Genomic DNA, 21640 nt, shown 5'->3' with positions numbered 1-21640 from the left:
ATTGCCTCCATGAGCGAACTGTGGCCCGCGCCGTACCATCCGGCCCCGATCACCCACACCCAGGCGGTGCCGGGGTCCAAATCCATGACGAACCGCGCGTACGTCCTCTCCGCGCTGGCCTCCGGCCCGTCGACGATCACGGGCGCGCTGCGCTCGCGCGACACCGACCTCATGGAGGCGGCGCTCGCCTCCATGGGTGCCGGCATCGAGCGCGACGGGGAGACGATCCGCGTCACCCCGGGCGCGCTCCACGGCGCGACCGTCGACTGCGGCCTCGCCGGCACCGTCATGCGCTTCGTGCCGCCGGTCGCGGCCTTCGCCGAGGGGGCCGTGCTTTTCGACGGCGACCCGCACGCGCGCAACCGCCCCATGTCCACGATCCTGGACGCCCTGCGCACCCTCGGGGTGTCCGTGGCGGGCGAGACGCTGCCGTTTACCGTCCACGGCACCGGGCGCGCCGACGGCGGGCCGGTGGAGATCGACGCCTCCGCGTCCTCCCAGTTCGTCTCCGGCCTGCTGCTCGCCGCGGCGCGCTTCGAGCGCGGCGTGCAGGTGCGCCACACAGGGGCGACGCTGCCGTCCATGCCCCACATTGAGATGACGGTGGAGATGCTGCGCGACGCCGGGGTCGAGGTCGACGCCACGATCAACTCGTGGTCGGTCGCCCCCCAGGAGATCCGCGGCACGCACTGGGAGATCGAGCCGGACCTGTCGAACGCCGCGCCGTTCCTCGCGGCCGCGGCGGTCACGGGCGGGTGCGTGCGCATCCCGCACTGGCCGGTGCTCAGCGTGCAGCCGGGCGCGACGATGCAATCGATCCTCGACCGGATGGGCTGCGACGTGGAGCTCGAGGCCGAGGGCGCCTCCAACACCATGTGCGTGCGCGGGCCGCAGCCGGGCCGCCTCACCGGCATCCGGGTGGACATGAGCGACATCGGCGAGCTCGCCCCCACCATCGCGGCGCTCGCCGCCTGCGCCTCCACGCCGAGCGAGCTCGTCGGCATCGCCCACCTGCGCGGCCACGAGACGGACCGCCTCGCCGCGCTGACCCGCGAAATCAACGCGCTCGGCGGCGACTGCGAGGAGCTGCCCGACGGCCTGCGCATCCGCCCCGCGGCGCTGCGCGGCGGGGTGTGGCACAGCCACGACGACCACCGCATGGCCACCGCCGGCGCCATCGTCGGCCTGGTCACCGAGGGCGTCGAGGTGGAAAACATCGCCACCACGGCGAAGACACTCCCCGGGTTCGACCGGATGTGGACGGCCATGGTGTCCACGGTGTCGCAGTAATGGCGGGGCGCAGCTTTGCCGACTACGACGAGTCGGACGTCCGCATCCGCCCCGGCAAGGGGTCGCGCCCCCGGTCGAAGAACCGCCCCTCGCACGACGACGCCGAGTTCGGCCTCGTCGTGGCCAAGGACCGAGGCCGCTGGGGCGTCGTCTTGGACTCGGGCCCGCGGGTGCAGTGCACCCGGGCGCGGGAGCTCAAACGCACGTCAATCGAGGTCGGCGACCGCGTCGGCGTCGTCGGCGACACCTCCGGCGGCAAGGACACGCTCGCCCGCATCGTCAAACGCGAGGAGCGGACATCGGTCCTGCGGCGCACGGCGGACGACACGGACCCGTTCGAGCGCATCATCGTGGCCAACGCGCAGCTGCTGCTCATCGTCGTCGCGGCCGCCGACCCGCCGCCGCGCACCGGGTTCGTCGAACGCGCGCTCATCGCCGCGTTCGTCGGCGGCGTCACACCCGTGGTGTGCGTGACCAAGTCGGACCTCGCCGACCCGTCCGACTTCGAGCGCGAGCTCGCGGACATGGGCGTGGAGGTCTTGCGCACCGGCGTCGAGGACGGCGTCGAGGCGCTGCGCGCGCTCATCGCGGGGCGCGTCTCCGCGCTCATCGGCCACTCCGGGGTGGGCAAGTCCACCCTGGTCAACCGCATCGTCCCGGACGCACAGCGCGAGACCGGCGCCGTGTCCGGCGTGGGCAAGGGCCGCCACACCTCGACGCAGTCGGTGGCGTTCGAGGTGCCGGGCGGCGGCTGGATCATCGACACGCCCGGCATCCGCTCGTTCGGCCTCGCGCACGTCTCCCCCGACGAGATCGTCGGCGTGTTCCCGGACCTCGCCGAGGCGGCCGAGCGCTGCCCGCGCGGCTGCACGCACCTCGGCCCGCCCGCCGACCCGGAGTGCGCGTGGGACGACCTCGACCCGGACTCCCCGGTCGGCCGCCGCTCGCGCGCGGTGCGCGGGTTGCTCGAGGCGCTGCACTCGAACAACGAGTGGGAGCTAAAGCAGCTCGACGAGGAACGCTAGCTCGCTCGGGTCGTAGAACGCCATGTAGTTGTCCTGGGCGTCGCCCACGGCCAGCTCCGCGTCCTCGTCGCCGAGGTCCGCCGCGTCCACCACCACGATAGCCTTCGCGGTCGCCTCCTCGGCCTCCTCGATGTCCACGTGGATCGCCGCGACCTGCTCGAGCTCCACCGGGCCCGCGAGCTTCACCACGGACTCGCCCATCTCGGGGTCCTCCGTGGCCTCCACGTCCGCGGAAATGACCACGCGGCGGTGCGGGAAGCGCTCCTCGTCCCCGATCGCGAGCAGGCGTATCGACGCGAGCGCGGCGTCGTCGAACGCCACCGCCTCAATCTCCTCCTCGTCGCCCGAGGTGAAGAAGTCGTGCAGCGCACTGGTCGCGGCGAACGCCCAGCCGTTGCGGGCGTGGATGAGCCCGTTGTCCTGCAACGAAGCGAGCATGGAAAACGTCGCGGGGATGTAGACGCGCACTAGAACTCGCCCTCGATGCCGAAGATGGACTGGATCTCCACCGCCGTGCGGTCGACGGCGGTGTGGAGGATGCCGATCATCCCATACTCGACGGCGGCGCGGATGTTCATGATGTCGTCGTCCACCATGACGCAGTTATTCAGCTCCTCGTCGAGCGCGTCCGCCGCGGCCTGGAACGCCGCGCGCTCGGGCTTTTCCGCCCCGATCTCGCCGGAGAGCACGACCGCGTCGACGGTGCCGTTAAACTCCCACTCACGGATCTTCTCCGCGGCCGCGCCGTCGCCGTCCTCGTTCGAGAGGATGGCCACCGGGACGTCCTTCGCCTTGACTGCCTCGATCAGGGCCCGCCAGCGGCGCTCGTCCTCGTCGCTCATGTCCAGCACACCTGCGTAGTCGATGATCAAGCCCTGCACGGGTCCCCGCTTTCGTTGGTTGCGTACTTTAGTGTGCACACCCTTTACTCGGGCGGCAGTGAACGGGGACAATGATACCCACCCAGCACAGCGCCCGCCCCCTCCCCGAACCGGCCGCACGCGACTTTCCGCGCGCGGCCACCAGCCAACGGAGGAGACACCATGTACTACACCGCTCCCGGCCAACGGCACGTCCAGGTCCTCGTGCCCGCCCAGGCCCCCACTCGCGCGCTGCCTGCGCCGCCACCACAGCCACAGGCACAGGCACAGCCACAGAAGCCCCCGCCGGCGACGCGCTCCGCGCCCGAGCCGCCGCCGGTGAACCCCGTCGTGCGCGAGGCCCTCGACGCCGCCTTCGGCGCACACGGCGTCGCGTCCCCGATGCTCGCCCGGTTCGCGCCGGCCGTGCGCGCCCACATCAGGGCGCGCAAACGCGCCGCCGCCCCCGCGCCGCAGCCGGTGCGCGTTGTCACCTGCCACGCCCGCGAGGGCGGCGAATACTTCGGCACCGTCGACACCGGCGCGGGCCGCCGGCTCGCCTACGCGGCGAAGGTCGACGGCGCCAAGCTCGTCTCGTTCAAGGTGCTCTGACCGAGGCGCCGGGGCGCGGCTAGATCACCGTGGAGCCGCCCTCGGCGGGCGCGGAGCCTGCGGCGGCGTCCTCGGTCTGCTGCACAAACTGCTTGCGCATGGCGAAGAGCTGGCGCACGGTCTCCTCCTGGACGGCCTCGTTCATCGCGTTGAACATCTCGCCGCCCTCCTTCTGGTACTCCACCAGCGGGTCGCGCTGCGCCATGGCGCGCAGGCCGATGCCCTCCTTGAGGTAGTCCATCTCGTAGAGGTGCTCGCGCCACTTCGTGTCGATGATCGGCAGGATCACCATGCGCTCGAGGTTGCGCATCTGGGCCTCGCCGCCGATGGAAACGACGCCCTCCTCGAGCTGGTCGTATTGCGCGTTCGCGTCGTCGACAAGCGCCTGGCGCAGCTGCGCTGCGGTGAGCTCACCGGGGCGGCCGTAGGCGTCGCCGTCGATAAGCTCCTGCGCGCTCACGGAGGGGCCGTAGAGGGAGTCGAGGGCGTTCCACAGCTCGTCGAGGTCCCAGTCCTCGACGTAGCCCTCAGCGGTCGCCCCGTCGACGTACGCGCTGATCGTGTCCGCGATCATGCGGCGCACCTGGCCCGCGATGTCCTTCGAGGCGAGAATCTCCTGGCGCTCGCCGTAGACGACCTTGCGCTGCTCGTTGAGCACCTCGTCGTACTTGAGCACGTTCTTGCGCATCTCGAAGTTCTGGTTCTCCACCTGGGACTGCGCGCCCTTGATGGCGTTGGAGACCATTTTCGCCTCGATCGGCACGTCGTCCGGCACGTTGAGGCGGTTCATCATGTTCTCCATCGACTGGCCGACGAAGCGCACCATGAGCTCATCGCGCATGGAGAGGTAGAAGCGGGACTCGCCCGGGTCGCCCTGGCGTCCGGAGCGGCCGCGCAGCTGGTTGTCGATGCGGCGCGACTCGTGACGCTCGGTGCCGATGACGTAGAGGCCGCCCGCTTCGCGTACCTCGTCGCCAAGCTGCTGCGAACGCTCCTTGGCCAGCGGCAGCTGCTCGTCCCACGCCTCCTGGTAGCGCTCCTCGTCCTCGAACGGGTCGAGGCCCTGGGTTTGCAGCTTCGCGTCGAGGAGGATCTCGGGGTTGCCGCCGAGCACGATGTCGGTGCCGCGACCCGCCATGTTCGTGGACACCGTCACCTTGCCGGGCAGGCCCGCCTCGGCGATGATGCGGCCCTCCTCCTCGTGGTGCTTCGCGTTGAGCACGTTGTGCGCGACGCCCTTGCGGGTGAGCAGCTGCGAGAGGTACTCGGAGCGCTCGACCGAGGTCGTGCCCACGAGAACCGGCTGGCCCTTCTCCACGTGCTCCGCGATGTCCTCGGCCACCGCCGCGAACTTGGCCTCCTGCGTCTTGTAGATGAGGTCGTCGCGGTCGGTGCGCTGGTTCGGCTTGTTCGGCGGGATCTGCACGACGTCCATCTTGTAGATCTGGTGCAGCTCCGCGGCCTCGGTCTCGGCGGTACCGGTCATGCCGGACAGCTTGTCGTAGAGGCGGAAGTAGTTCTGCAGCGTGACGGTCGCCAGCGTCTGGTTCTCGTTCTTGATCTCGACGTTTTCCTTGGCCTCGATGGCCTGGTGCATGCCCTCGTTGTAGCGGCGGCCCGGGAGCACGCGGCCCGTGAAGCTGTCGACGATGAGCACCTCGCCCTGGCGGATGATGTAGTCCTTGTCGCGCTCGAAGAGCTCCTTCGCCTTGATGGCGTTGTTGAGGTAGCTCACGAGCTGCGAGTGCTCCGGGGCGTACAGGTTGTCAATGCCCAGCTGGTCCTCGACGAACTCCACTCCCTCCTCGGTGATGCCGACGGTGCGCTTGCGGTGATCCACCTCGTAGTGGATGCCCTCGCGCATGCGCGGCGCGAGCTGGGCGAACACGGTGTAGAACTGGCTCGATCCGTCCACCGGGCCGGAGATGATAAGCGGCGTACGGGCCTCATCGATGAGGATCGAGTCAACCTCGTCCACGATGGCGTAGTTGTGGCCGCGCTGCACGATGTCATCCGGCGAGCGCGTCATGTTGTCGCGCAGGTAGTCGAAGCCGAGCTCGTTGTTCGTGCCGTACGTGATGTCGGCGTCGTAGGCCTTCTTGCGCTCCGCCGGGCGCATGTCGGAGAGGATCACGCCGACCTCGAGGCCGAGGAAGTGGTGGACGCGGCCCATCATCTCGGCGTCGCGCTTGGCCAGGTAGTCGTTCACCGTCACCACGTGCACACCCTTGCCGGACAGGCCGTTGAGGTAGGCGGGCAGCACCGACGTCAGCGTCTTGCCCTCGCCGGTCTTCATCTCGGCGACGTTGCCGAAGTGCAGGGCCGCGCCGCCCATGATCTGCACCTTGAAGTGCTTCTGGCCCAGCACGCGCCACGACGCCTCGCGGGCGGTGGCGAACGCGTCGAGCAGGATGTCGTCGAGGGTGGCGCCGTCCGCCAACTGCTGCTTGAACTCCTCGGTCTTGGCCTTGAGTTCCTCGTCGGTCAGTGCGGAGTACTCGTCGTCGAGCGCCATGACCTCATCGGCGATCTTGGCGAGGCGCTTGACGGTGCGCCCCTCACCGGCACGGAGCAGCTTCGACAGTCCAAACACGTGTGCAACGTCCTTTACTTCTGGTTTGACAGGGCCAGGATGATACGACCTGCCATTCTACGCACGACTACCCCGGGAGAGACAACCCCCTCTGGGCACGTCGAGACGCAATTGCTTCTCGACGAAAACCGCGCGGCCCCGACTGCGGGGCCGCGCGGCGTTGACGCTTTCGGCTAGTCGATCTCGCCCTCGGGGGCCAGCTCGATCAGGCCGTAATCGAACGCGTGGCGGCGGTACACCACCGCCGGGCGGTTCGTCTCCTCGTCCACGAAGAGGTAGAAATCGTGGCCGACGAGCTCCATCTCGCTGAGCGCGTCGTCGACGCTGCGCGGGGTGTTCGGGTGCACCTTGGTGCGCACGATCTGGCCCGGCGTGAGGTCGTCGACGAGCCCCTCGTACGGGTCCACGTCGTACTTGCCCGCCTGCGCCGCGGCGCGCTCCTGTTCGGCCTTCGCGTCCGCCTCGATCTGGGCGGCGAGCTCGCCGGTGCCCTTCGGCGCGCGGTGGCCGGACATCGCGATGTTGCGGCGGGCTTTCACCTTGCGCAGGGAACGCTCGAGCTTGTCCACCGCGGAATCAAGCGCGGCGTAGAACGTCTCCTCGCGGGCCTCCGCGCGGGCGAGGTGGCCCGACCCGGTGGCGGTGATCTGGATGCGCTCGGCTTGCGCCTCGCGCCGCGGGTTCGGCTCGTGCTTGAGCTCGACGTTGAATGACGTGAGCGTGGGGTCAAGCTTCTCGATCTTCGCCAGCTTGGTGTTCACCCGTTCCTGGAAGTGCTCGGGCACCTCGACGTTGCGGCCGGTGATGGTCACCAGGGCATCGGGGCTCAGCGCCTCGCCTTGGACTTGGACCTCGCCTTGGATCGGCGCGCCGGCCTGTTCTACTTTGCGGTCTGCGGCAGTCATCTGCGTCCTCCCTTGCAGTAGTAGGAACTGTGTCCACCACCACTATACAACTGGTTATGACCAATTCGGGCGAAAATCGTGGGAGGTTGCTGTGGGCTCCCCTACGCCACGCATAACGCCAGGCAGGCGACCGGGTTCGCCCCGTGCGCGAGGAGGGCGGACACGCTCGCCTGCAGCGTCGCGCCGGTGGTGACCACGTCGTCGACCACTACCACCTCGCCCCGGGGCACGCCGGCGATGCGGACCCTCCCGGCGAGGTTCGCCCGGCGCGCCGCCTCGTCGAGGCCCGCCTGGTCCGCCGCCGCCGGGTCGAGGGCGAGCACCGGAGCCACGCGGCGCCCGCTCGCGCGGCACACCTGCTCCACCGGGTCCCCGCCGCGGGCGCGCGCGGAGCGGGGGCGCGTCGGGGCGGGCACGAGCACGGCCCCCGCGGGGATCTCGCCGCGCGCCTCGAGGTAGTCGAGCGCAGCGGCGAGCACCGCCCCCATGTGGGAGCGCACGGCGAGGTGGTTGCGCTCCTTCATCGCCAGCACCACCGCGCGGTGCGGATCCGCGTACGGCGCGAGCGCGAACACGGGCGTGTGCGGGGTGGACTTCGGAAACACCCGCCGCGGCGGGGCGGCGAGCGCGGTGCGGCAGCGGGTGCACAGCAGCTCCCCGGGGTGGCCGCACCCCGCGCACCGGCGCGGCAGCACCAGCTCCCCGATCTGGCCGAACATCCCCGCCATCGCGTCCCCCTGTATCGTCTTCGCCCCCGCGGCGCCCGTCAGCGCGCCGCGATCGGCAGCGCGCGCACGCCCTCGAGCCCCGGCACCTCGCGCCAGATCGGATTATCCGCCCCGGAGGTGGGCACCTGCAACAGGGCGTTGGCGTCCGTGACGTAGAGCGTGTTCGGCGACGCCGCGACCGCCACCACCGGCGCCGAGATGTTGCCCGAGGACTGCGCGGTCATGGACGAGCCATCCTGTTCCACGCGCATTACCGGGGTGCTCGAGGACGTGCCCACGATAAACGAGCCGTCCGGGCGCCAGTCGGCCGCGACGACGCTGCCGCCAAGCTCCTGGGCGTACTCGTAGACGTTGACGATGGAGCGCTCGCCCGAGGTCGCCCGCCGCACGATGCCAGTGTAGAGGCACCCGTCGATGACCATGACAACGCGGGTGCCGGTGCGCGAGAGCCGCAGCACCGAAATCTTACCGTCCACGCCGTCCGGCAGCTCCGCCTTCACCTCGCTCGTGGTCAGGTCGCCAGTGGCCGCGGACTGCACGGTGCGCAGGATCCGCTTGCCGTCGGCGACGGTCCACACCGCGCCGGCGTCGGACTCGAACGACGGGCGGGTGAACGTCCCGGCGCGCATCACCTCCGCCTCGCGCCCGCCGAACCGGCCGACGCGGAACACGTCGTCGACGCCGTCGTCTGGGCGGCCGAAGACCGCGGCCCACTCTCCGGTGTTCGTGATGTCGGCCGAGGCGGCGTCGGTGGACTTGCCCAGCTCCCCCTCGACGGGCTGGGCCGAGCGGTCGCCGACGCGCACGACCTTGCCGTCGGAGAGCGCGTAGAGCATGGTCTCGCCGACGCTCTCCACCAGCGGGCTCACGTCAACGAAGTCGTCGGTGTCGAGCGTGTCGGTGCCGTCGATCAGCGGCTCCCCGTCCGCGGTAAGCCGGTAGGGCCCGGTCACGCCCGCGGTGGCGAGCGTCCACACCACCTGGGCCGCGAAGCGGGTGCGCTCGTCCTGCGGCACGCCGCCGAACCCGGTGAACGTGTACGCGCCGTCGCGCACGCCCGTAAACGCCGCGCTCGATGGCAGCACCCCGGTCAGCGCCGAGCGTAGCCGCTCGGACGGGCCCTCCATGACCAGCGCGATGAGGTCGCTCGCGAGCGTTTCGCGCGCGGAGTGCACCCAGCGCCGGTCAGTGACCAGCTCGCGGTCCTCGTCGTCGAAGAAGTAGAGGTTATAGGGCTGGTACTGGTTGCGCAGCTCCGTGCGCTCCATGACCACCCCGGCCGGCAGCGAGGAGATGCGCCACTGCCCGTCCACCATGTCCAGCTCGATCGTCGCCTCGTACGTGCCGCGTTCCGGGGTGTAGGCGCCGCCCTGGCGCAGCGTGCCCACCACCTTGCCGTGCACCGCGAAGCTGCGCTTGCCCACGGTCGAGCCGGGCAGCGTGGTCATGCCGATGCTGTCGACGACGAGCTTTTCCTCCTCCGGGTTCCACGCGGACGCTGCGGCGTCGGTGAGGTAGGACCGGGCCGCCTCGTAGTTCCCGTCCGGCCGCGCGGACGCGGCGTAGAAGCCGCGCAGCAGCAGGTCCGGCTCCTGCCCGTCGACGGGCCGCGGCGCGGAGGCCTCGGACTCCTCCGGGGTGAACGAGCGCAGCACGTGGGGCGCGGAGTTCGTCGGCAAGGATGCGCACCCCGCCGCCGGGCCGGCCGTCACCGCGAGCACCACGGCGAGCACTTTCTTACGCACGTTCATCGCGGCCCTCCTCGAGCGGTTGCGTATCGACGTCCTCCGGCCCCGCCGCGGCCTCGGCCCCACCGGACGTGGCATCTGGGTCCACCGCGCCCGGGGCCGGGCTGGGGGCCTCGAGCTCGAGCGGCGCCTGCGTGAACCCGGTCTCCGGGTGGCGGGGCAGCACGAGGCGGAACTGCGAGCCCACCCCGAACTCCCCCACGGCGTCGAGCGTGCCGCCGTGCAGCTGCGCGTCCTCCCGGGCGATGGCCAGGCCCAGCCCGGTGCCGCCGGAGTGGCGCTTGCGCGACTTGTCGGCGCGCCAGAACCGGTTGAACACGAGCTCGTCCTCGCCCGGCTTGAGGCCCACGCCGCGGTCGGTGACGGTGAGCGCGACGGCCTCCTCGTTTGACCGCATTGTGACGGTGACGGGGTTGCCCTCCGAGTGGTCGATGGCATTCGCCATGAGGTTGCGCGCGATGCGCTCGATGCGCCGGGCGTCGCCCTCGAGCATCTGCGGCTCCTCCGGGACGTCGAAGACGACCTCGACGTCGAGCTCCTCGGCGAGGTGCCGGGTCTGCTGCCACGCGGATTCCACCGGCTGGCGCGCGTCGACGTTCGCGGCGGAGAGCTCGGCCACGCCCGCGTCGTGGCGCGAGATCTCGAGCAGGTCGTTGAGCAGCGCCTCGAACCGGTCGAGCTCGCTGATCATGAGCTGCGAGGCGCGCCGCGTCGCCGGCTCGAGCGAGTCCTCGTCCGCGGCGATGAGGTCCGCCGCCATGCGCACCGTGGTCAGCGGCGTGCGCAGCTCGTGCGAGACGTCCGAGGTGAACTGCCGCTGCAGGTTGCTGTATTCCTCGAGGTTGTTGATCTGGCGCGACAGCGCGTCCGCCATGTCGTTGAAGGACATCGCGAGCACCGCCATCTCGTCCTCCCCGTCGACGGGCATGCGCTCGCGCAGGTGGCCCGACGCGAAGCGCTGCGCGGTGCGCGACGCCGAGCGCACCGGTCCGACAATCTGCTGCGAGGCGAGCCAGGAAATGCCCATGAGCAGCACCGCGACGATGACGGCGGCGGAGGCGAGGATGCCGCGCATGAGCGCGACCGTGGAGGCCTCGTTCTCCATGTTCATCACGAGGTAGAGCTGCAGGTTCGGGATGTCCGTGTTCGTCGGCGTGCCCACGATGAGCGCGTCGTAGGACGAGCGGTCCGAGCGCTCCACGGACGCGAACTGGTAGGCCACGTTGCCGCCGGAGACGAACTCGGCGAGCCGGGCCGGGATCTGGTACGACTCCGGCGAGGACGTCACCGAGCCGTCCGGGCTCTGCACCACGAGCACGGGCTCGTAGAAGCTCGAGGAGTCGCCGCTTTCCTGGGCCCGCTGCGCGAGGCCGGCGCGCGCCGAGTTGAGCCGCGCCTGCAGCGAGGAGGACGTCCCCGAGTTCGCCAGCTGGTACTCGACGGTGGAGCGGGCGCGCTCGATCTCCACACTCGCCGTCTCAATTTTCGCCGCGGTGATGCGGTCCGTGACCACGGAGGCGAGTGCGAATCCGAGCACGGACATCACGACCATCGACACGAGCATCACCGTGCCCACGAAGCGCACCTGCAGCTTCGTAGACCACGCGTGCCGGACGCGGTCGCGCGCGCGTCTGAAGGCGTCCAGCTGCTACACCTCCGGCTTGCCGGTCTTGTAGCCGACGCCGCGCACGGTGAGGATGATCTCCGGGTTCTCCGGGTCATGCTCGATCTTGGAGCGCAGGCGCTGGACGTGGACGTTCACGAGGCGCGTGTCCGAGGCGTTGCGGTAGCCCCACACGGACTCGAGCAGCTCCTCGCGGCTGTGCACCTGGTTCGGCTTGCGCGCCATCTCCAGCAGCAGGTCGAACTCGAGCGGGGTGAGCTGGATTTCCTCGCCCCCGCGGGTGACGGTGTGCTGCGGCACGTCGATGGTGAGGTCGCCCACCTCGAAGACGTCCGAAGGCTCGTCGTCAGTCCGGCGCAGCCGTGCCCTGATGCGGGCCACGAGCTCTTTCGGCTTAAACGGCTTCGTGATGTAGTCGTCCGCGCCCGATTCGAGGCCGAGTACGACGTCGACGGTGTCCGTCTTCGCTGTGAGCATGACGATCGGCACCCCGGATTCCTTGCGGATCTCGCGGCAGATGTCGATGCCGTTCATCCCCGGCAGCATGAGGTCGAGCAGGATGAGGTCCGGGTCGAATGAGTGGAACGCGCCCACCGCCTCCGCGCCGTCCGTGACGGAGCTGGTGTGGAACCCCTCGGCTTCCAGCACGATGGTGAGCATCTCGTTGATCGCCGGGTCGTCGTCGACGACGAGGATCTTCGCTGCCATGGGGCCTCCCTATTCCGTTCCTGCTGCGCCTGCCGCTCCCGCGAGCTCGCGCGCGACGTCGCTCACTGCCTGCATAATAACCGCGGGATCGTCCGTGCGGACCCACCGGCCCGCCCAGCCGGAATCGGCGAGCTCGCGGTAGGCCGCGGAGGTCGCGGCTTGCAGCGCCGCATCGCGCTCGTAGCGGTCCCGGGTGCGCGCCTCGTCCTGCTCCTCACGCTTCGCCGCGCGCTCGCGCGCGACGTCCGGCTGCGTGTCCACGAGCACCTGGAGGTCGGGCTTCGGCAGCCCGAGCCGGCCGAACTCGAGGTCGTGCACCCACGCGACCGCGGCCGGGTCGCCCGTGCGCGCGCTCGTGTACGCGGCGTTCGAGGCCACGTAGCGGTCGAGGATGAGGACCCGGTCCGGGTCGCCCGCGTAGCCGTCGAGCAGCGGCTTCGCGCCGCGCCTGTCCAGCGCGAACAGTGTGGCCATGCCAAACGCGGAGTCGGTCAGGTCACCCATCCGCCCGTGCAGGGCCTCTTGGGCGAGCTGGGCGTGCACGGAGTCGTCGTAACGCGGGAACGCGAGCGTGTCCGCCCCGAACCGCTCCTCCACCGCGGTGACCAGTGTGTGCTTGCCCGCCCCGTCGATGCCTTCAACTGCGACGATCATGGCGCTCCCCGCCGCCCGCTAGGACAGCGCCTCAAGGAACTGCTCGAGGTCGGCCTCGGTGTCGGCCTCCTCGAGGACCGCCGCGGCGGCGTCCATGAGTTGCTCGTCGATCTCCTCCGGGTGGCGGCGAATGAACGGGTACGTCTCGGCGATGTCGCCCGCGGAAAACGGCGCGCCGGCCCAGATCGCGGTGATCGTCGCCCCCGCCTGGCCATTGAGCAGCTCGTCCTCCGTGGGGGACTCCTGGCGCGCCGCGAGGAGCACGGCGTCGCGCACAGTGTCAAAGACCTCGTCGAAGTCGAGTTCCGCAAGCTCGTCGAGGAAATCCGCGTTGGTGTCGACGGTGAAGATTTCCTTGTCCCAGGTATTCACGGCGACGCTCCTTTCATGGCGTTGAGTGGAAGACTTTCCTACCACATCTATATACGTCACCGCGCCCGCGCGCATGGTTTTGCGTTGCGACGCACCTTCGGCGGGGTTCCGCTTCCGGCCCGGACGTGCTATAACTTTGCCGTAGAATAACTGTTACCAACTTGTGATGAACTTGCGCCGCGGGCTGGACAGGCGCGGAAGGAGTGCACCGTGGAACGCTCGACACGCCGGATGGCCGCGTTCTTGGGCGCCGGTGCCCTCCTCGCCGCCATCGTCGGCTGGAGCGTCTGGGCGACGTCCACCCACGGGCAGTCCAACGCCGGGTTCACCGCAGACGCCGCCGGCGTGTCGCCGTCGTCGCCCGGTGCGGCATCTGAATCCGTCTCCGGCGCGGCATCCACGACGTCGGCAAGCGCCCGCCCCTCCGCCGACAGCGGCCGGTCGCAGGCTTCGTCGACGGGGTCGACCGGGGCGTCGCGGCAGTCCGCGGGCGCGGAACCGGGCGGCTCCGAGTCCGCCGCATCCGCGGACGGGGCGGCGGCGCCCGGCAGCGGGAGGTTCCCGTCCGGCTACCAGGCGGAGCGCGACCCCTACCTGCCCCCGCACGCGATCGTCGCCCAGGTGCCCGCGTCGGACCAGCCGGATCGTGTGTACAAGCCGACCAACATCGTGCCCACCTCGGCAGCGCAGCAGAGCGAGGCGCCGACGAGTGGCGCGTCCGAGCCGCAGCCCACGCCTGGCGGCAGCGCGGCACCCACGCCGCAGGGCCCGGACCGCAACCCGGCTTCGACCTCCGTCGAGCCGATGACCCCCGCCGCGCCGCCAGCACGGCCGAACGAGCCCGGATCCCAGGCCGGCGCCGGCGTACCGTCGGAGAATGCGGAGACGGAGGAGGACACCCCGCAGCCGGGCGCGCCACAACCCGAACCGGCCGAGTCCCCCGCCGAGCGCCCGGCCTCGGTGCCGGGCAAGGAGGACGTGGCCGGCTACCCGTCGCCGCAGTCCACGCGCTTCGACCCGCGCGAGATCATCGACCGCATCTCCAGGCGCTAGGCGGGCGCAGCCGGGATAGTCCGTTAGGCCGTCGCCACGAAGAGCTGGGCGCCCTCCGGGCCCGCGGTCAACGTCGCGGGCCCGTCGCTCGCGGGGACCCAGGCGGCGTTGCCCTGCACGAGTTCGAGCTCGCCGCTGTCCGCGCGGCCCGCGGCGCAGAGCACGACGGCCGGGCCGTCAAGGTCGACGGTGAGGTGCTCGCCGGCGGCGAGGGTGCGCGTGCGCACGGCGAAGTCATCCACCGGGAGCTGGAACTCCACCCCACCCTCGGCGAGCGGCGCCGTCTGGGTCCGGGGGTTGTCCAGCGCGGAGAAATCGAGCACCCGGACGAGCTCCGGCACGTCGACGTGCTTGGTGGTCAGGCCCCCGCGTAGCACGTTGTCCGAGTTGGCCATGACCTCGACGCCGAGGCCCGAGAGGTACGCGTGCAGCTGACCGGCGCGCAGAAAGGCCGCCTCGCCCGGCTGGAGCGTGACCACGTTGAGCAACAGCGCCGCAACGACGCCGACGTCCCCCGGGTAGGTCTCGTTGAGCTGGAGGAACACGCGGGCCGCCTCGACCATCCAGTCTGGGTGGCCGCTGCCGGCGGCGATACGCTCGGCGCCCGCCGCGACGGACTCCACGAGCTCGGCGCGCGCCTGATTGGGCAGCGAGATGAGGGTGGTAAACAGCGCGCGCAGATCCCCCTCACCGTCCGTGGGCAGCATGGTCGCGTAGCGGGAAAGCTCGGGGCTCGCGATCGCCTTGAACAGCACCGCGGTGGCCGCGGGCGGGCGGAACCCGGCGAGCGCCTTGAACTCGGTGAGGGCGACGATGAGCTCCGGCTTCGGGTTGGGGTCCTTGTAGTTGCGCCGCGGGTCGGTGAGCGCGATGCCCGCGGCGTTTTCGCGGGCGAAGCCCCCCTCCGCCTGCTCGCGCGACGGGTGCGCCTGGATGCTCAGCGGCGCCGCCGCCGCGAGCAGCTTGACCAGAAACGGCAGCTCGTCGCCGTGCTCGGCGCGCACGCGCTCCCCCAGCGCCGCCGCTGGGTCGGAGGCGATCACGTCGTTAAGCGGCTGCCCGTCGACAAGGGCCGGCGCCGCGGGGTGGGCGCCGAACCACAGCTCGGCCTCCGGTTGAGCGCTCGGCGTCGGCTCGCCGCGCAGCTGCGCGAGCAACGTGCGCGAGCCCCAGGGGTACGGGCGCAGGACACCCTCGAGGTGCTGCATGGGGTTCTCCTTTACTCCTCGGTGCCCTCGCTGTGCGGGCTCAACGCGGTCGCGGCGTACGCCCGCGCGAGTAGGCGCAGGCCTCGGGCTGTCTCGTCCCCGGTTTCCGGGGCAGCGGTTTCCACCCGCACGCCGGCGGACACGGCCGGCGGGAGCGGGTCCACCGACCACGCAACGGTTGTCAAACCTACCAGCCCGGGCGGCCCGTCCACGTACGGGTCGTAGAAGATGTCGTCCGCGGCCGGCCCCGGCCCGGCCTGGTTGCGCTCGCGGTCGCGCTCGAGGGCGGCGGGCAGCTCGTCCGAGCCGATGTAGCTCGACGCGGCGCCACCCACGGTCCATACCGCCGCGACGAGCTCGGCGAGCGCCGCTCCACGCGGGCCGACACCGGTGTGCGCCACGCGCGCGCCCTCGACGGCGGCGCTGAGCTGGCGAGCGGGGTTGACGGCCGCGCCGCGCGCCGGCGCGCAGGCCTCGAGTTCCGCGTCCACCTCGTCGGCGAGGAGCTCGAGGCGCTCGGCGACGAGGTCCGGCTCGAGGTGCAGGCACTGCACCACCGCGGCGACCGCGGTGGCCGCGCGTGCGGGCGAGGACCCGCCGGCACCCGGCAGCGCGGGGATGCGCGCGGTGGAGTGCGGAGCCTCGTCGATGAGCATCCCCTGCCGCGGCCCCGCGAGCACCGTCTCCGCGCCGCGGCCGGCGGCGTCGGAAAGCCCGCGCAACGCGTCCTCACCACCGCTCTCCCCGCCGAGCTCCGCCCCGCCGCTGACGACCACGACGACGTCGAGCGGGCCGACGTAGGCCGGCAGCGTGCGCGCGACGACGACCGGGGCCGCGAGCGGCGCGAGCCACGCCACGGCGGCGCGGGCGGCCGCTTCGGCGACCTGGTCGGCCGCGAGCACGACGACGCTGCGCGGCGCGAGACCCGCCACCTCGGCGAGCGCGCCGCCCCGCAGCGCCTGCGCGACGGCGCGGACCTGGGCGCCTTCGTGCGCGACGTCGAAGAATGCGGCCTCGTCCCGGTGCAACCCGTCCATACCGCGCGAGCCTACGCGCGGATGATGCCGAGCACCTCGTCCGTGAGCGCGTCGACCTCTTCGCGCGTGGGCGCCTCCGCGTTGAGGCGCAGCAGCGGCTCGGTGTTGGAGGCGCGGACGTTGAACCACGCCTTCGAGTCCTTGAGCTGCACCGTCACGCCGTCGAGCTCGTCGACGGACGCGGCGCGGTCCGCGAACGCGTCCACCACGCGCTGGGTGGCGGCCGCCTGGTCGGCGACCTCGCTGTTGATCTCGCCGGAGGCGGCGTAGCGGTCGAACTGCGCCATGAGCTCGGACAGTGGCGCGTCCTGCTCGGCGAGGGCGGCCAGCACGTGCAGGGCCGCCACCAGGCCGGAGTCCGCGTTGAAGAAGTCGGCGAAATAGTAGTGCGCGGAGTGCTCCCCGCCGAAGAGTGCGTCGTGCTCCGCCATCTGCGCCTTGATGTAGGAGTGGCCCACGCGCGTGCGCACCGGGGTGCCGCCGCACTCCTCGATGACCTCGGGCACGGCACGCGAGGTGATGAGGTTGTGGATGATCGTCGCCCCCGGGTGCTCCGCGAGCGTGCGGGTGGCGATGAGCGCGGTGATCGCGGACGGCGAGACGGCGTTACCCTGCTCGTCGACGACGAAGCAGCGGTCCGCGTCCCCGTCGAACGCGAGCCCGATGTCGGCGCCCTGTTCCACGGTGAAGCGCTGCAGGTCGACGAGGTTCTTCGGGTCAAGCGGGTTCGCCTCGTGGTTCGGGAAGGTGCCGTCGAGCTCGAAGTACAGCGGGCGGATATCCATGTCGCCGAGCACCGCCGGCACCGTCATCCCGGCCATGCCGTTCGCGGCATCCACCGCGATGACGAGCGGGCGGCGCGTGGGCACCGGCACGAGTTCGCGCAAGTAGTGGGCGTACTCGCCGAGGGCATCGTGCTTCTCGACGGCCCCAGGCTCGCCGTCATATTCCGGCACGCCCTCGAGAATCATCCGGCCGACCTCGGCGAGCCCGGTGTCGGTGGACACCGGCTTCGCGCCCGCGCGGCACAGCTTGATGCCGTTGTACTTCGCCGGGTTGTGGGAGGCGGTGAACATCGCGCCCGCGCAGCGCTTCGTGCCGGCGACGAAGTACAGCTCGTCGGTGGAGGTCAGCCCGAGCTCGGTGACGTCGATGCCCTGCGAGGCCGCGCCCTGCGCGAACGCCGCGGCCAGCGACGGCGAGGAGGGGCGCATGTCGTGGCCCACCGCGATGCGGATCTCGCCCTCGCCGCGCAGGATGTTCGCAAACGCGGCGCCCGCGGTACGGACGAAGTCCTCGTCGATGGTCTCGCCGACGACGCCGCGGACGTCGTACGCCTTGATGACGTTCTTCAGCGTTTCACTCGTGTGCTCGATAGCCATGCGCGACATCTTATCGCGGGCCTGCGCCGGGGCGCGCTAGTCGTCCCCGGGGTTCGCCCCGCTCTCGCCGCCGGCGTGGGTGTTGTTCGGATCCGGCACGACCCGCAGGTGGGAGCGCCGCGCGGCCTTGTGCGCCGCAATCTGCTCCTCCACGCGCTTGGTCCGGTGGACCGGGTGGTTCGAGGTCTCCGGGTCGTTGAAGTCGCGCGCGGCGCTGTACTCGATGGGGTCCTGCCCGCCCTCGACGAGGCCGGTGGTCACGCGCCCGGCCTCGCGCACCGCGGCAGCGAGCGCGGTGATGTCGTTGGTCTCGTCCTCGGCGTCGTCGTCCGGGTCGAGCTCCACGTGCTCGACGCGCACCATCTCCCAGCCCACCGGCGCGGTGATGTGGGCGGAGTGGCGCTCGCAGAGGTCCCAGGCGTGGGGGTCGGGCGTCGGCGCGAGCGGGCCGATGACGGCCGTGGAGTCGGCGTACGCGTAGATCAGCGTGGCGACGGCAGGCCTGCCACACCCGGGACGGCAGCAGCGACGGTAGACATTCACGGCGCCAAGTCTAAACCCGACATTGAGAATTCCGCGCCGCAACGCGGCGCGCCCCGCCGCCGCGCGCGCCGCGGACCCCTAGCATTGTGCTCCATGAGTTCCACGCGAGTGCCGCACGGCGACCCCTCCAGCCCGCTGCACACCCACCCCGCGCGCAACCGCCACGGGCGCGGCGCGCGGGGCCCGCTCCTGCCGGTCGGCGTGCCGCGCTATACGACGCGTTCCGCGCACTTCGACCAGCTCGTCATCGACGCGTACGCGCCATTGCACAACGCCTACTTTCGCGAACTCGCCGGCGTGGACCTCGCTGTGGACACCATCCCCCGGATGCGGCTCAGCCCAGACATGACCGTCTTTCCGGACGAGATCATCGCCGACGGGCCCGTGCCGCTGGGCCGCGTGCTGCAGGCCGGCGTGGATCGGCGGGGCAACCCCACCCGCGCGCGCTTCGTCGTCTTCCGCATGCCCATCGAGCAGCGCGCCGCGACGACGGAGGAGCGCTCCGAGCTCGTGACCTGGGTCCTCACCGCCCTAGTGGCGAATTACCTCAACTTGGACGCGCGGACGATCGACCCCGATTTCCCCTGGTAGTCCCCCGTTAGACCCCCGGTTAGACCCGCTAGCCGATCTGCTTTTTCAGGCGGCGGCGTTCGCGGTCGGACAGCCCGCCCCAGATGCCGAAGCGCTCGTCGTGCTCGAGCGCGTACTCGAGGCACTCGTCGCGCACGGCGCACGCCTTGCAGATGCGCTTCGCCTCTCGGGTGGAGCCGCCCTTTTCGGGGAAGAACGCCTCGGGGTCGGTCTGGGCGCACAGCGCCTGGTCCTGCCACTCCTGCTCGACGGCACCAAACAACTCGTCGAGGGTCATGCCCCCCGCGGCGGCGCCGCGGAGGATGGCGTCAGCCTGGTTTTCCACGCCCGTACCTTCCTTCGTTGCTCTTCCATGTCGTCCCTCAGGCGGCCTCAGATGCCGCGCATGACACTGCTGTGATTAGACACCGGGACACTAAATAGTCGCAACCAGAATCCGGGGCTTCCCGCGCTCGCGCGCACAAGAGCCACGTCATTCGCCACACCAGTCACACGAGTCACAGCCCGCCAGGTTCGGGGGTGAACAGTGGGGGTACTACATATAGGGGTCCGCGGCGAAAAAGGAACTATTTCGCCGCGTTCGGCGTGTCGGTTACGCGTCGGAGGAGAAACGCACTCCCGAATCCGGGATCTCCACGCCCGGCCACACGCGCATGCCCCCGAGCAGCTCGCAGCGGGCCCCGACCGTGGCGCCCTCGCCGATCACGCAGTCCGTGATCCGCGCGTTCGCGCCGATGCGCGCGCCGGCGGCGATGATCGAGTTGCGCACCATCGCGCCCGGCTCGATGGTTGCCCCGTCGAAGATCACGGAGTCGTCGACACGCGAGCCTGCGCCGATCTCGCACCCGCGGCCCACCGTCGTGCCGCCCATGAGGATGACGCCGTGGGCGACGCCGGCGGAGGCGTCGACAAGCGACTCGCCCGTGCGGCCCTCGAGTAGCGGCGAGTACGCGATGCCGCGCACGACGTCCGAGGAGCCCTGCACGAAGTCGGCCGGGCGACCCATGTCGCGCCAGTACGACGAGTCGACGTGGCCAACGACCTTCGCCCCGGAAGCGAGCAGGCCGGGGAACGTCTCGCGCTCCACCGACACCACGCGCCCTGCCGGGATCTGCTCGATCACGGAGCGCTTGAACACGTAGCAGCCCGCGTTGATCTGGTCGGTCGGCGGATCCTCCGTCTTCTCCAGGAAGGCCAAGACGTTGCCGTCCTCGTCCGTGGGCACCGAGCCGAACGCGCGCGGGTCCGGCACGCGCACGAGGTGCAGCGTCACGTCTGCGTCCTTGCCCACGTGTGTCGCGGCGATCGCGGAAAGGTCCGCACCGGAGAGCACGTCGCCGTTGAACACCATGACATTGTCGTGGCGCAGCTTGTCGTAGACGTTGCGGATGCCGCCGCCGGTGCCTAGGGCCTCCTCCTCCACGACGTACTCGATCTCCAGGCCCCACTCCGCGCCGTCGCCGAAGTACTCCTCGAACACCTCCGCCTTGTAGGAGGTGCCCAGCACGACGTGGCGCATGCCCGCCTCGCGGATGCGCGCCAGCAGGTGCGCCAGGAAGGGGTAGCCCGCGGTGGGCAGCATCGGCTTCGGCGTCGACACCGTGAGCGGCCGCAGGCGCGTGCCGCGCCCGCCGACGAGAATCACCGCGTCCATGTCTGCGATCGGCGCGTTACCGCCGTTGCCAATGGGGTCCGTGTGTGCCATCTATTCGTCCTTCGTTGTCGTTTGGTCCGCCAGCGCCTTGGACTTCACCAGCCGCGGGCGGAAGCCGAGCTGGAGCGCCCCGCGCACGCGCAGGCCGAGCCACAGCGCGAGCCGGAGCGGAGCTTGCCACGCGTGCGGGTGCCTGTCGCGCTGGAAGCGGTACGCCGAGGCGTGGTGCGCCGGCACGGTCACCCGCCGGTGCTTATCCGCCACGTGACCCTGGTCGTGCAGGATCACCGACGACGGGCAGTACAGGTTGTCCCACCCCGCGCGCGTGAGCCGATCCCCGAAGTCGATGTCCTCGAGGTACATGAAGTAGCGCTCGTCGAAGCCGCCGATCGCGTCGAACGCCTCCCACCGCACGAGCAGGCACGCCCCGGAGAGCCACCCCGCCGTGCGCTGGACGTGCATGTTCGCGTTCGCCTGGTAGGCGCGCGAGAACGGGTTGCCCGGCCAGAGGTCGTACAGCAGGGCGTGGCCGATGCCGGTGGTCAGGCCCGGCACCTCGCGCGCGCTCGGGTAGGCCGAACCGTCGGCCTCCTCGATGCGCGGGCCGGCGGCGCCCACGTGCGGGCTCACCTCGATGCAGCGCACCAGCTCATCGATACTGCCCGGCGCGAACTCGACGTCGGGGTTGACGATGAGGAAGTAGTCGGGGTTGATGGCCCCCGCGTCTCGACGCCCGCGAAGCGCCCCCACCGCGGCATTGATGGCCGCGCCGTAGCCGATGTTGCCGCCGGTGGGCAGCACCTCGACGAAGTCGTGCTCGGCGGCCGCGCGCTGCGGGGCCCCGTCGGTCGAGCCGTTATCCGCGCAGACCAGCGTGTACGGGTTGCGCGTCGCCCCTGCGAGCGAGGCGATGAGGTGGCGCAGATGCCCGCCGGGCGAATACGTCACCGTAATCACCGCGAGCGGCGCATCATTAACCGAGTCTCGTACCTGTCGTTTCACAATGGGAGAAAGCATACCTACCCACCCCCCGCGTTCCCGCGCACGACGCTT

General features: G+C 70.8%; 22 protein-coding genes. 5 read left to right on the top strand and 17 right to left on the bottom strand.

Going from position 1 to position 21640, the window contains the following annotated elements:
* The first annotated feature begins 9 nt into the window (after positions 1–9).
* Together aroA and rsgA are read left to right on the top strand one after the other, a co-directional pair.
* Entirely contained in the window at positions 10–1290 is a 1281-nt protein-coding gene (gene aroA / locus CJEDD_RS02940) for a 3-phosphoshikimate 1-carboxyvinyltransferase (RefSeq protein ID WP_042406429.1), read from the top strand.
* Positions 1290–2315, top strand: coding sequence for a ribosome small subunit-dependent GTPase A (rsgA, locus tag CJEDD_RS02935; protein WP_042406430.1), 1026 nt, complete (start codon positions 1290–1292; stop codon positions 2313–2315). The genes aroA and rsgA overlap by 1 nt, the downstream gene beginning before the upstream one ends.
* Here the strand turns inward: rsgA and CJEDD_RS02930 are convergent.
* Positions 2289–2783 (bottom strand): DUF6912 family protein, encoded by a 495-nt coding sequence (locus tag CJEDD_RS02930; protein WP_042406431.1) that lies wholly within the window; start codon positions 2781–2783, stop codon positions 2289–2291. The two genes, rsgA and CJEDD_RS02930, sit on opposite strands and share 27 nt — an antisense overlap.
* On the bottom strand, positions 2783–3196 hold the full coding sequence (locus tag CJEDD_RS02925; RefSeq protein ID WP_042406434.1) for an HAD family hydrolase: 414 nt from the start codon (positions 3194–3196) through the stop codon (positions 2783–2785). The genes CJEDD_RS02930 and CJEDD_RS02925 overlap by 1 nt, the downstream gene beginning before the upstream one ends.
* Before the next feature lie 162 nt (positions 3197–3358).
* Between CJEDD_RS02925 and CJEDD_RS02920 the strand changes: the two genes are divergently transcribed.
* Positions 3359–3787, top strand: coding sequence for a hypothetical protein (locus CJEDD_RS02920; RefSeq protein WP_042405986.1), 429 nt, complete (start codon positions 3359–3361; stop codon positions 3785–3787).
* Between the two features lie 19 nt (positions 3788–3806).
* On the opposite strand, the gene secA is transcribed toward CJEDD_RS02920, so the two are convergent.
* From secA to CJEDD_RS02880, 8 genes are all read right to left on the bottom strand, one after another.
* Positions 3807–6380 carry a preprotein translocase subunit SecA gene (gene secA, locus CJEDD_RS02915; RefSeq protein WP_042405987.1) on the bottom strand — a complete coding sequence of 858 codons (2574 nt, stop codon included), beginning with the start codon at positions 6378–6380 and terminating at the stop codon, positions 3807–3809.
* A gap of 173 nt (positions 6381–6553) precedes the next feature.
* Positions 6554–7285 (bottom strand): ribosome hibernation-promoting factor, HPF/YfiA family, encoded by a 732-nt coding sequence (hpf, locus tag CJEDD_RS02910; protein ID WP_081764492.1) that lies wholly within the window; start codon positions 7283–7285, stop codon positions 6554–6556.
* 101 nt (positions 7286–7386) lie between these two features.
* Positions 7387–8013, bottom strand: coding sequence for a ComF family protein (locus tag CJEDD_RS02905; RefSeq protein WP_232297679.1), 627 nt, complete (start codon positions 8011–8013; stop codon positions 7387–7389).
* 38 nt (positions 8014–8051) lie between these two features.
* Positions 8052–9764: an MtrAB system accessory lipoprotein LpqB gene (lpqB, locus tag CJEDD_RS02900; protein WP_042405989.1), complete on the bottom strand. Its 1713-nt coding sequence runs from the start codon at positions 9762–9764 to the stop codon at positions 8052–8054.
* Positions 9751–11325 carry an MtrAB system histidine kinase MtrB gene (gene mtrB / locus CJEDD_RS02895; RefSeq protein WP_198132969.1) on the bottom strand — a complete coding sequence of 525 codons (1575 nt, stop codon included), beginning with the start codon at positions 11323–11325 and terminating at the stop codon, positions 9751–9753. Before mtrB ends, lpqB begins: the two co-directional genes overlap by 14 nt.
* 84 nt (positions 11326–11409) lie before the next feature.
* Positions 11410–12093 carry an MtrAB system response regulator MtrA gene (gene mtrA, locus CJEDD_RS02890; RefSeq protein WP_042405991.1) on the bottom strand — a complete coding sequence of 228 codons (684 nt, stop codon included), beginning with the start codon at positions 12091–12093 and terminating at the stop codon, positions 11410–11412.
* Between the two features lie 9 nt (positions 12094–12102).
* Positions 12103–12747, bottom strand: a complete 645-nt coding sequence (locus CJEDD_RS02885; protein ID WP_042405992.1) for a dTMP kinase — start codon at positions 12745–12747, stop codon at positions 12103–12105.
* Between the two features lie 18 nt (positions 12748–12765).
* Positions 12766–13119, bottom strand: a complete 354-nt coding sequence (locus CJEDD_RS02880) for a hypothetical protein (RefSeq protein WP_042405995.1) — start codon at positions 13117–13119, stop codon at positions 12766–12768.
* Between the two features lie 210 nt (positions 13120–13329).
* On the opposite strand from CJEDD_RS02880, the gene CJEDD_RS02875 reads away from it, so the two are divergent.
* The gene (locus CJEDD_RS02875) at positions 13330–14172 is read left to right on the top strand and encodes a hypothetical protein (protein ID WP_157034425.1); all 843 of its coding nucleotides are present in this window, start codon (positions 13330–13332) and stop codon (positions 14170–14172) included.
* Between the two features lie 23 nt (positions 14173–14195).
* Here the strand turns inward: CJEDD_RS02875 and manA are convergent, their stop codons facing one another.
* The 4 genes from manA to CJEDD_RS02855 are packed head-to-tail and all read right to left on the bottom strand — an operon-like array spanning position 14196 to position 18342.
* Positions 14196–15380 carry a mannose-6-phosphate isomerase, class I gene (gene manA, locus CJEDD_RS02870; RefSeq protein ID WP_042405998.1) on the bottom strand — a complete coding sequence of 395 codons (1185 nt, stop codon included), beginning with the start codon at positions 15378–15380 and terminating at the stop codon, positions 14196–14198.
* 11 nt (positions 15381–15391) lie between these two features.
* On the bottom strand, positions 15392–16417 hold the full coding sequence (locus CJEDD_RS02865) for a hypothetical protein (RefSeq protein ID WP_042406000.1): 1026 nt from the start codon (positions 16415–16417) through the stop codon (positions 15392–15394).
* A gap of 11 nt (positions 16418–16428) precedes the next feature.
* Entirely contained in the window at positions 16429–17799 is a 1371-nt protein-coding gene (locus tag CJEDD_RS02860) for a phosphomannomutase/phosphoglucomutase (protein ID WP_415857849.1), read from the bottom strand.
* Positions 17800–17835: 36 nt separating this feature from the next.
* Positions 17836–18342: a DUF3499 domain-containing protein gene (locus CJEDD_RS02855; RefSeq protein WP_042406005.1), complete on the bottom strand. Its 507-nt coding sequence runs from the start codon at positions 18340–18342 to the stop codon at positions 17836–17838.
* A gap of 93 nt (positions 18343–18435) precedes the next feature.
* Between CJEDD_RS02855 and CJEDD_RS02850 the strand changes: the two genes are divergently transcribed.
* The gene (locus tag CJEDD_RS02850; RefSeq protein ID WP_042406008.1) at positions 18436–18933 is read left to right on the top strand and encodes a metallopeptidase family protein; all 498 of its coding nucleotides are present in this window, start codon (positions 18436–18438) and stop codon (positions 18931–18933) included.
* A gap of 28 nt (positions 18934–18961) precedes the next feature.
* Here CJEDD_RS02850 and CJEDD_RS02845 read toward each other — a convergent pair whose 3' ends face one another.
* The 3 genes from CJEDD_RS02845 to CJEDD_RS02835 form a co-directional block, all read right to left on the bottom strand.
* Positions 18962–19210 (bottom strand): WhiB family transcriptional regulator, encoded by a 249-nt coding sequence (locus CJEDD_RS02845; RefSeq protein ID WP_171194374.1) that lies wholly within the window; start codon positions 19208–19210, stop codon positions 18962–18964.
* A 315-nt stretch (positions 19211–19525) separates the two neighbouring features.
* On the bottom strand, positions 19526–20638 hold the full coding sequence (gene manB / locus CJEDD_RS02840; protein ID WP_232297680.1) for a mannose-1-phosphate guanylyltransferase: 1113 nt from the start codon (positions 20636–20638) through the stop codon (positions 19526–19528).
* Positions 20639–21604, bottom strand: coding sequence for a glycosyltransferase family 2 protein (locus CJEDD_RS02835; RefSeq protein ID WP_042406012.1), 966 nt, complete (start codon positions 21602–21604; stop codon positions 20639–20641).
* Between the last annotated feature and the right edge of the window lie 36 nt (positions 21605–21640).

Origin of the sequence: Corynebacterium jeddahense (assembly GCF_028609865.1) — a bacterium.
Classification (GTDB): Bacteria; Actinomycetota; Actinomycetes; order Mycobacteriales; family Mycobacteriaceae; genus Corynebacterium; species Corynebacterium jeddahense.
Note: the sequence above shows the minus strand (reverse complement) of the source record. Positions and strands in the feature narration are given on the sequence as shown.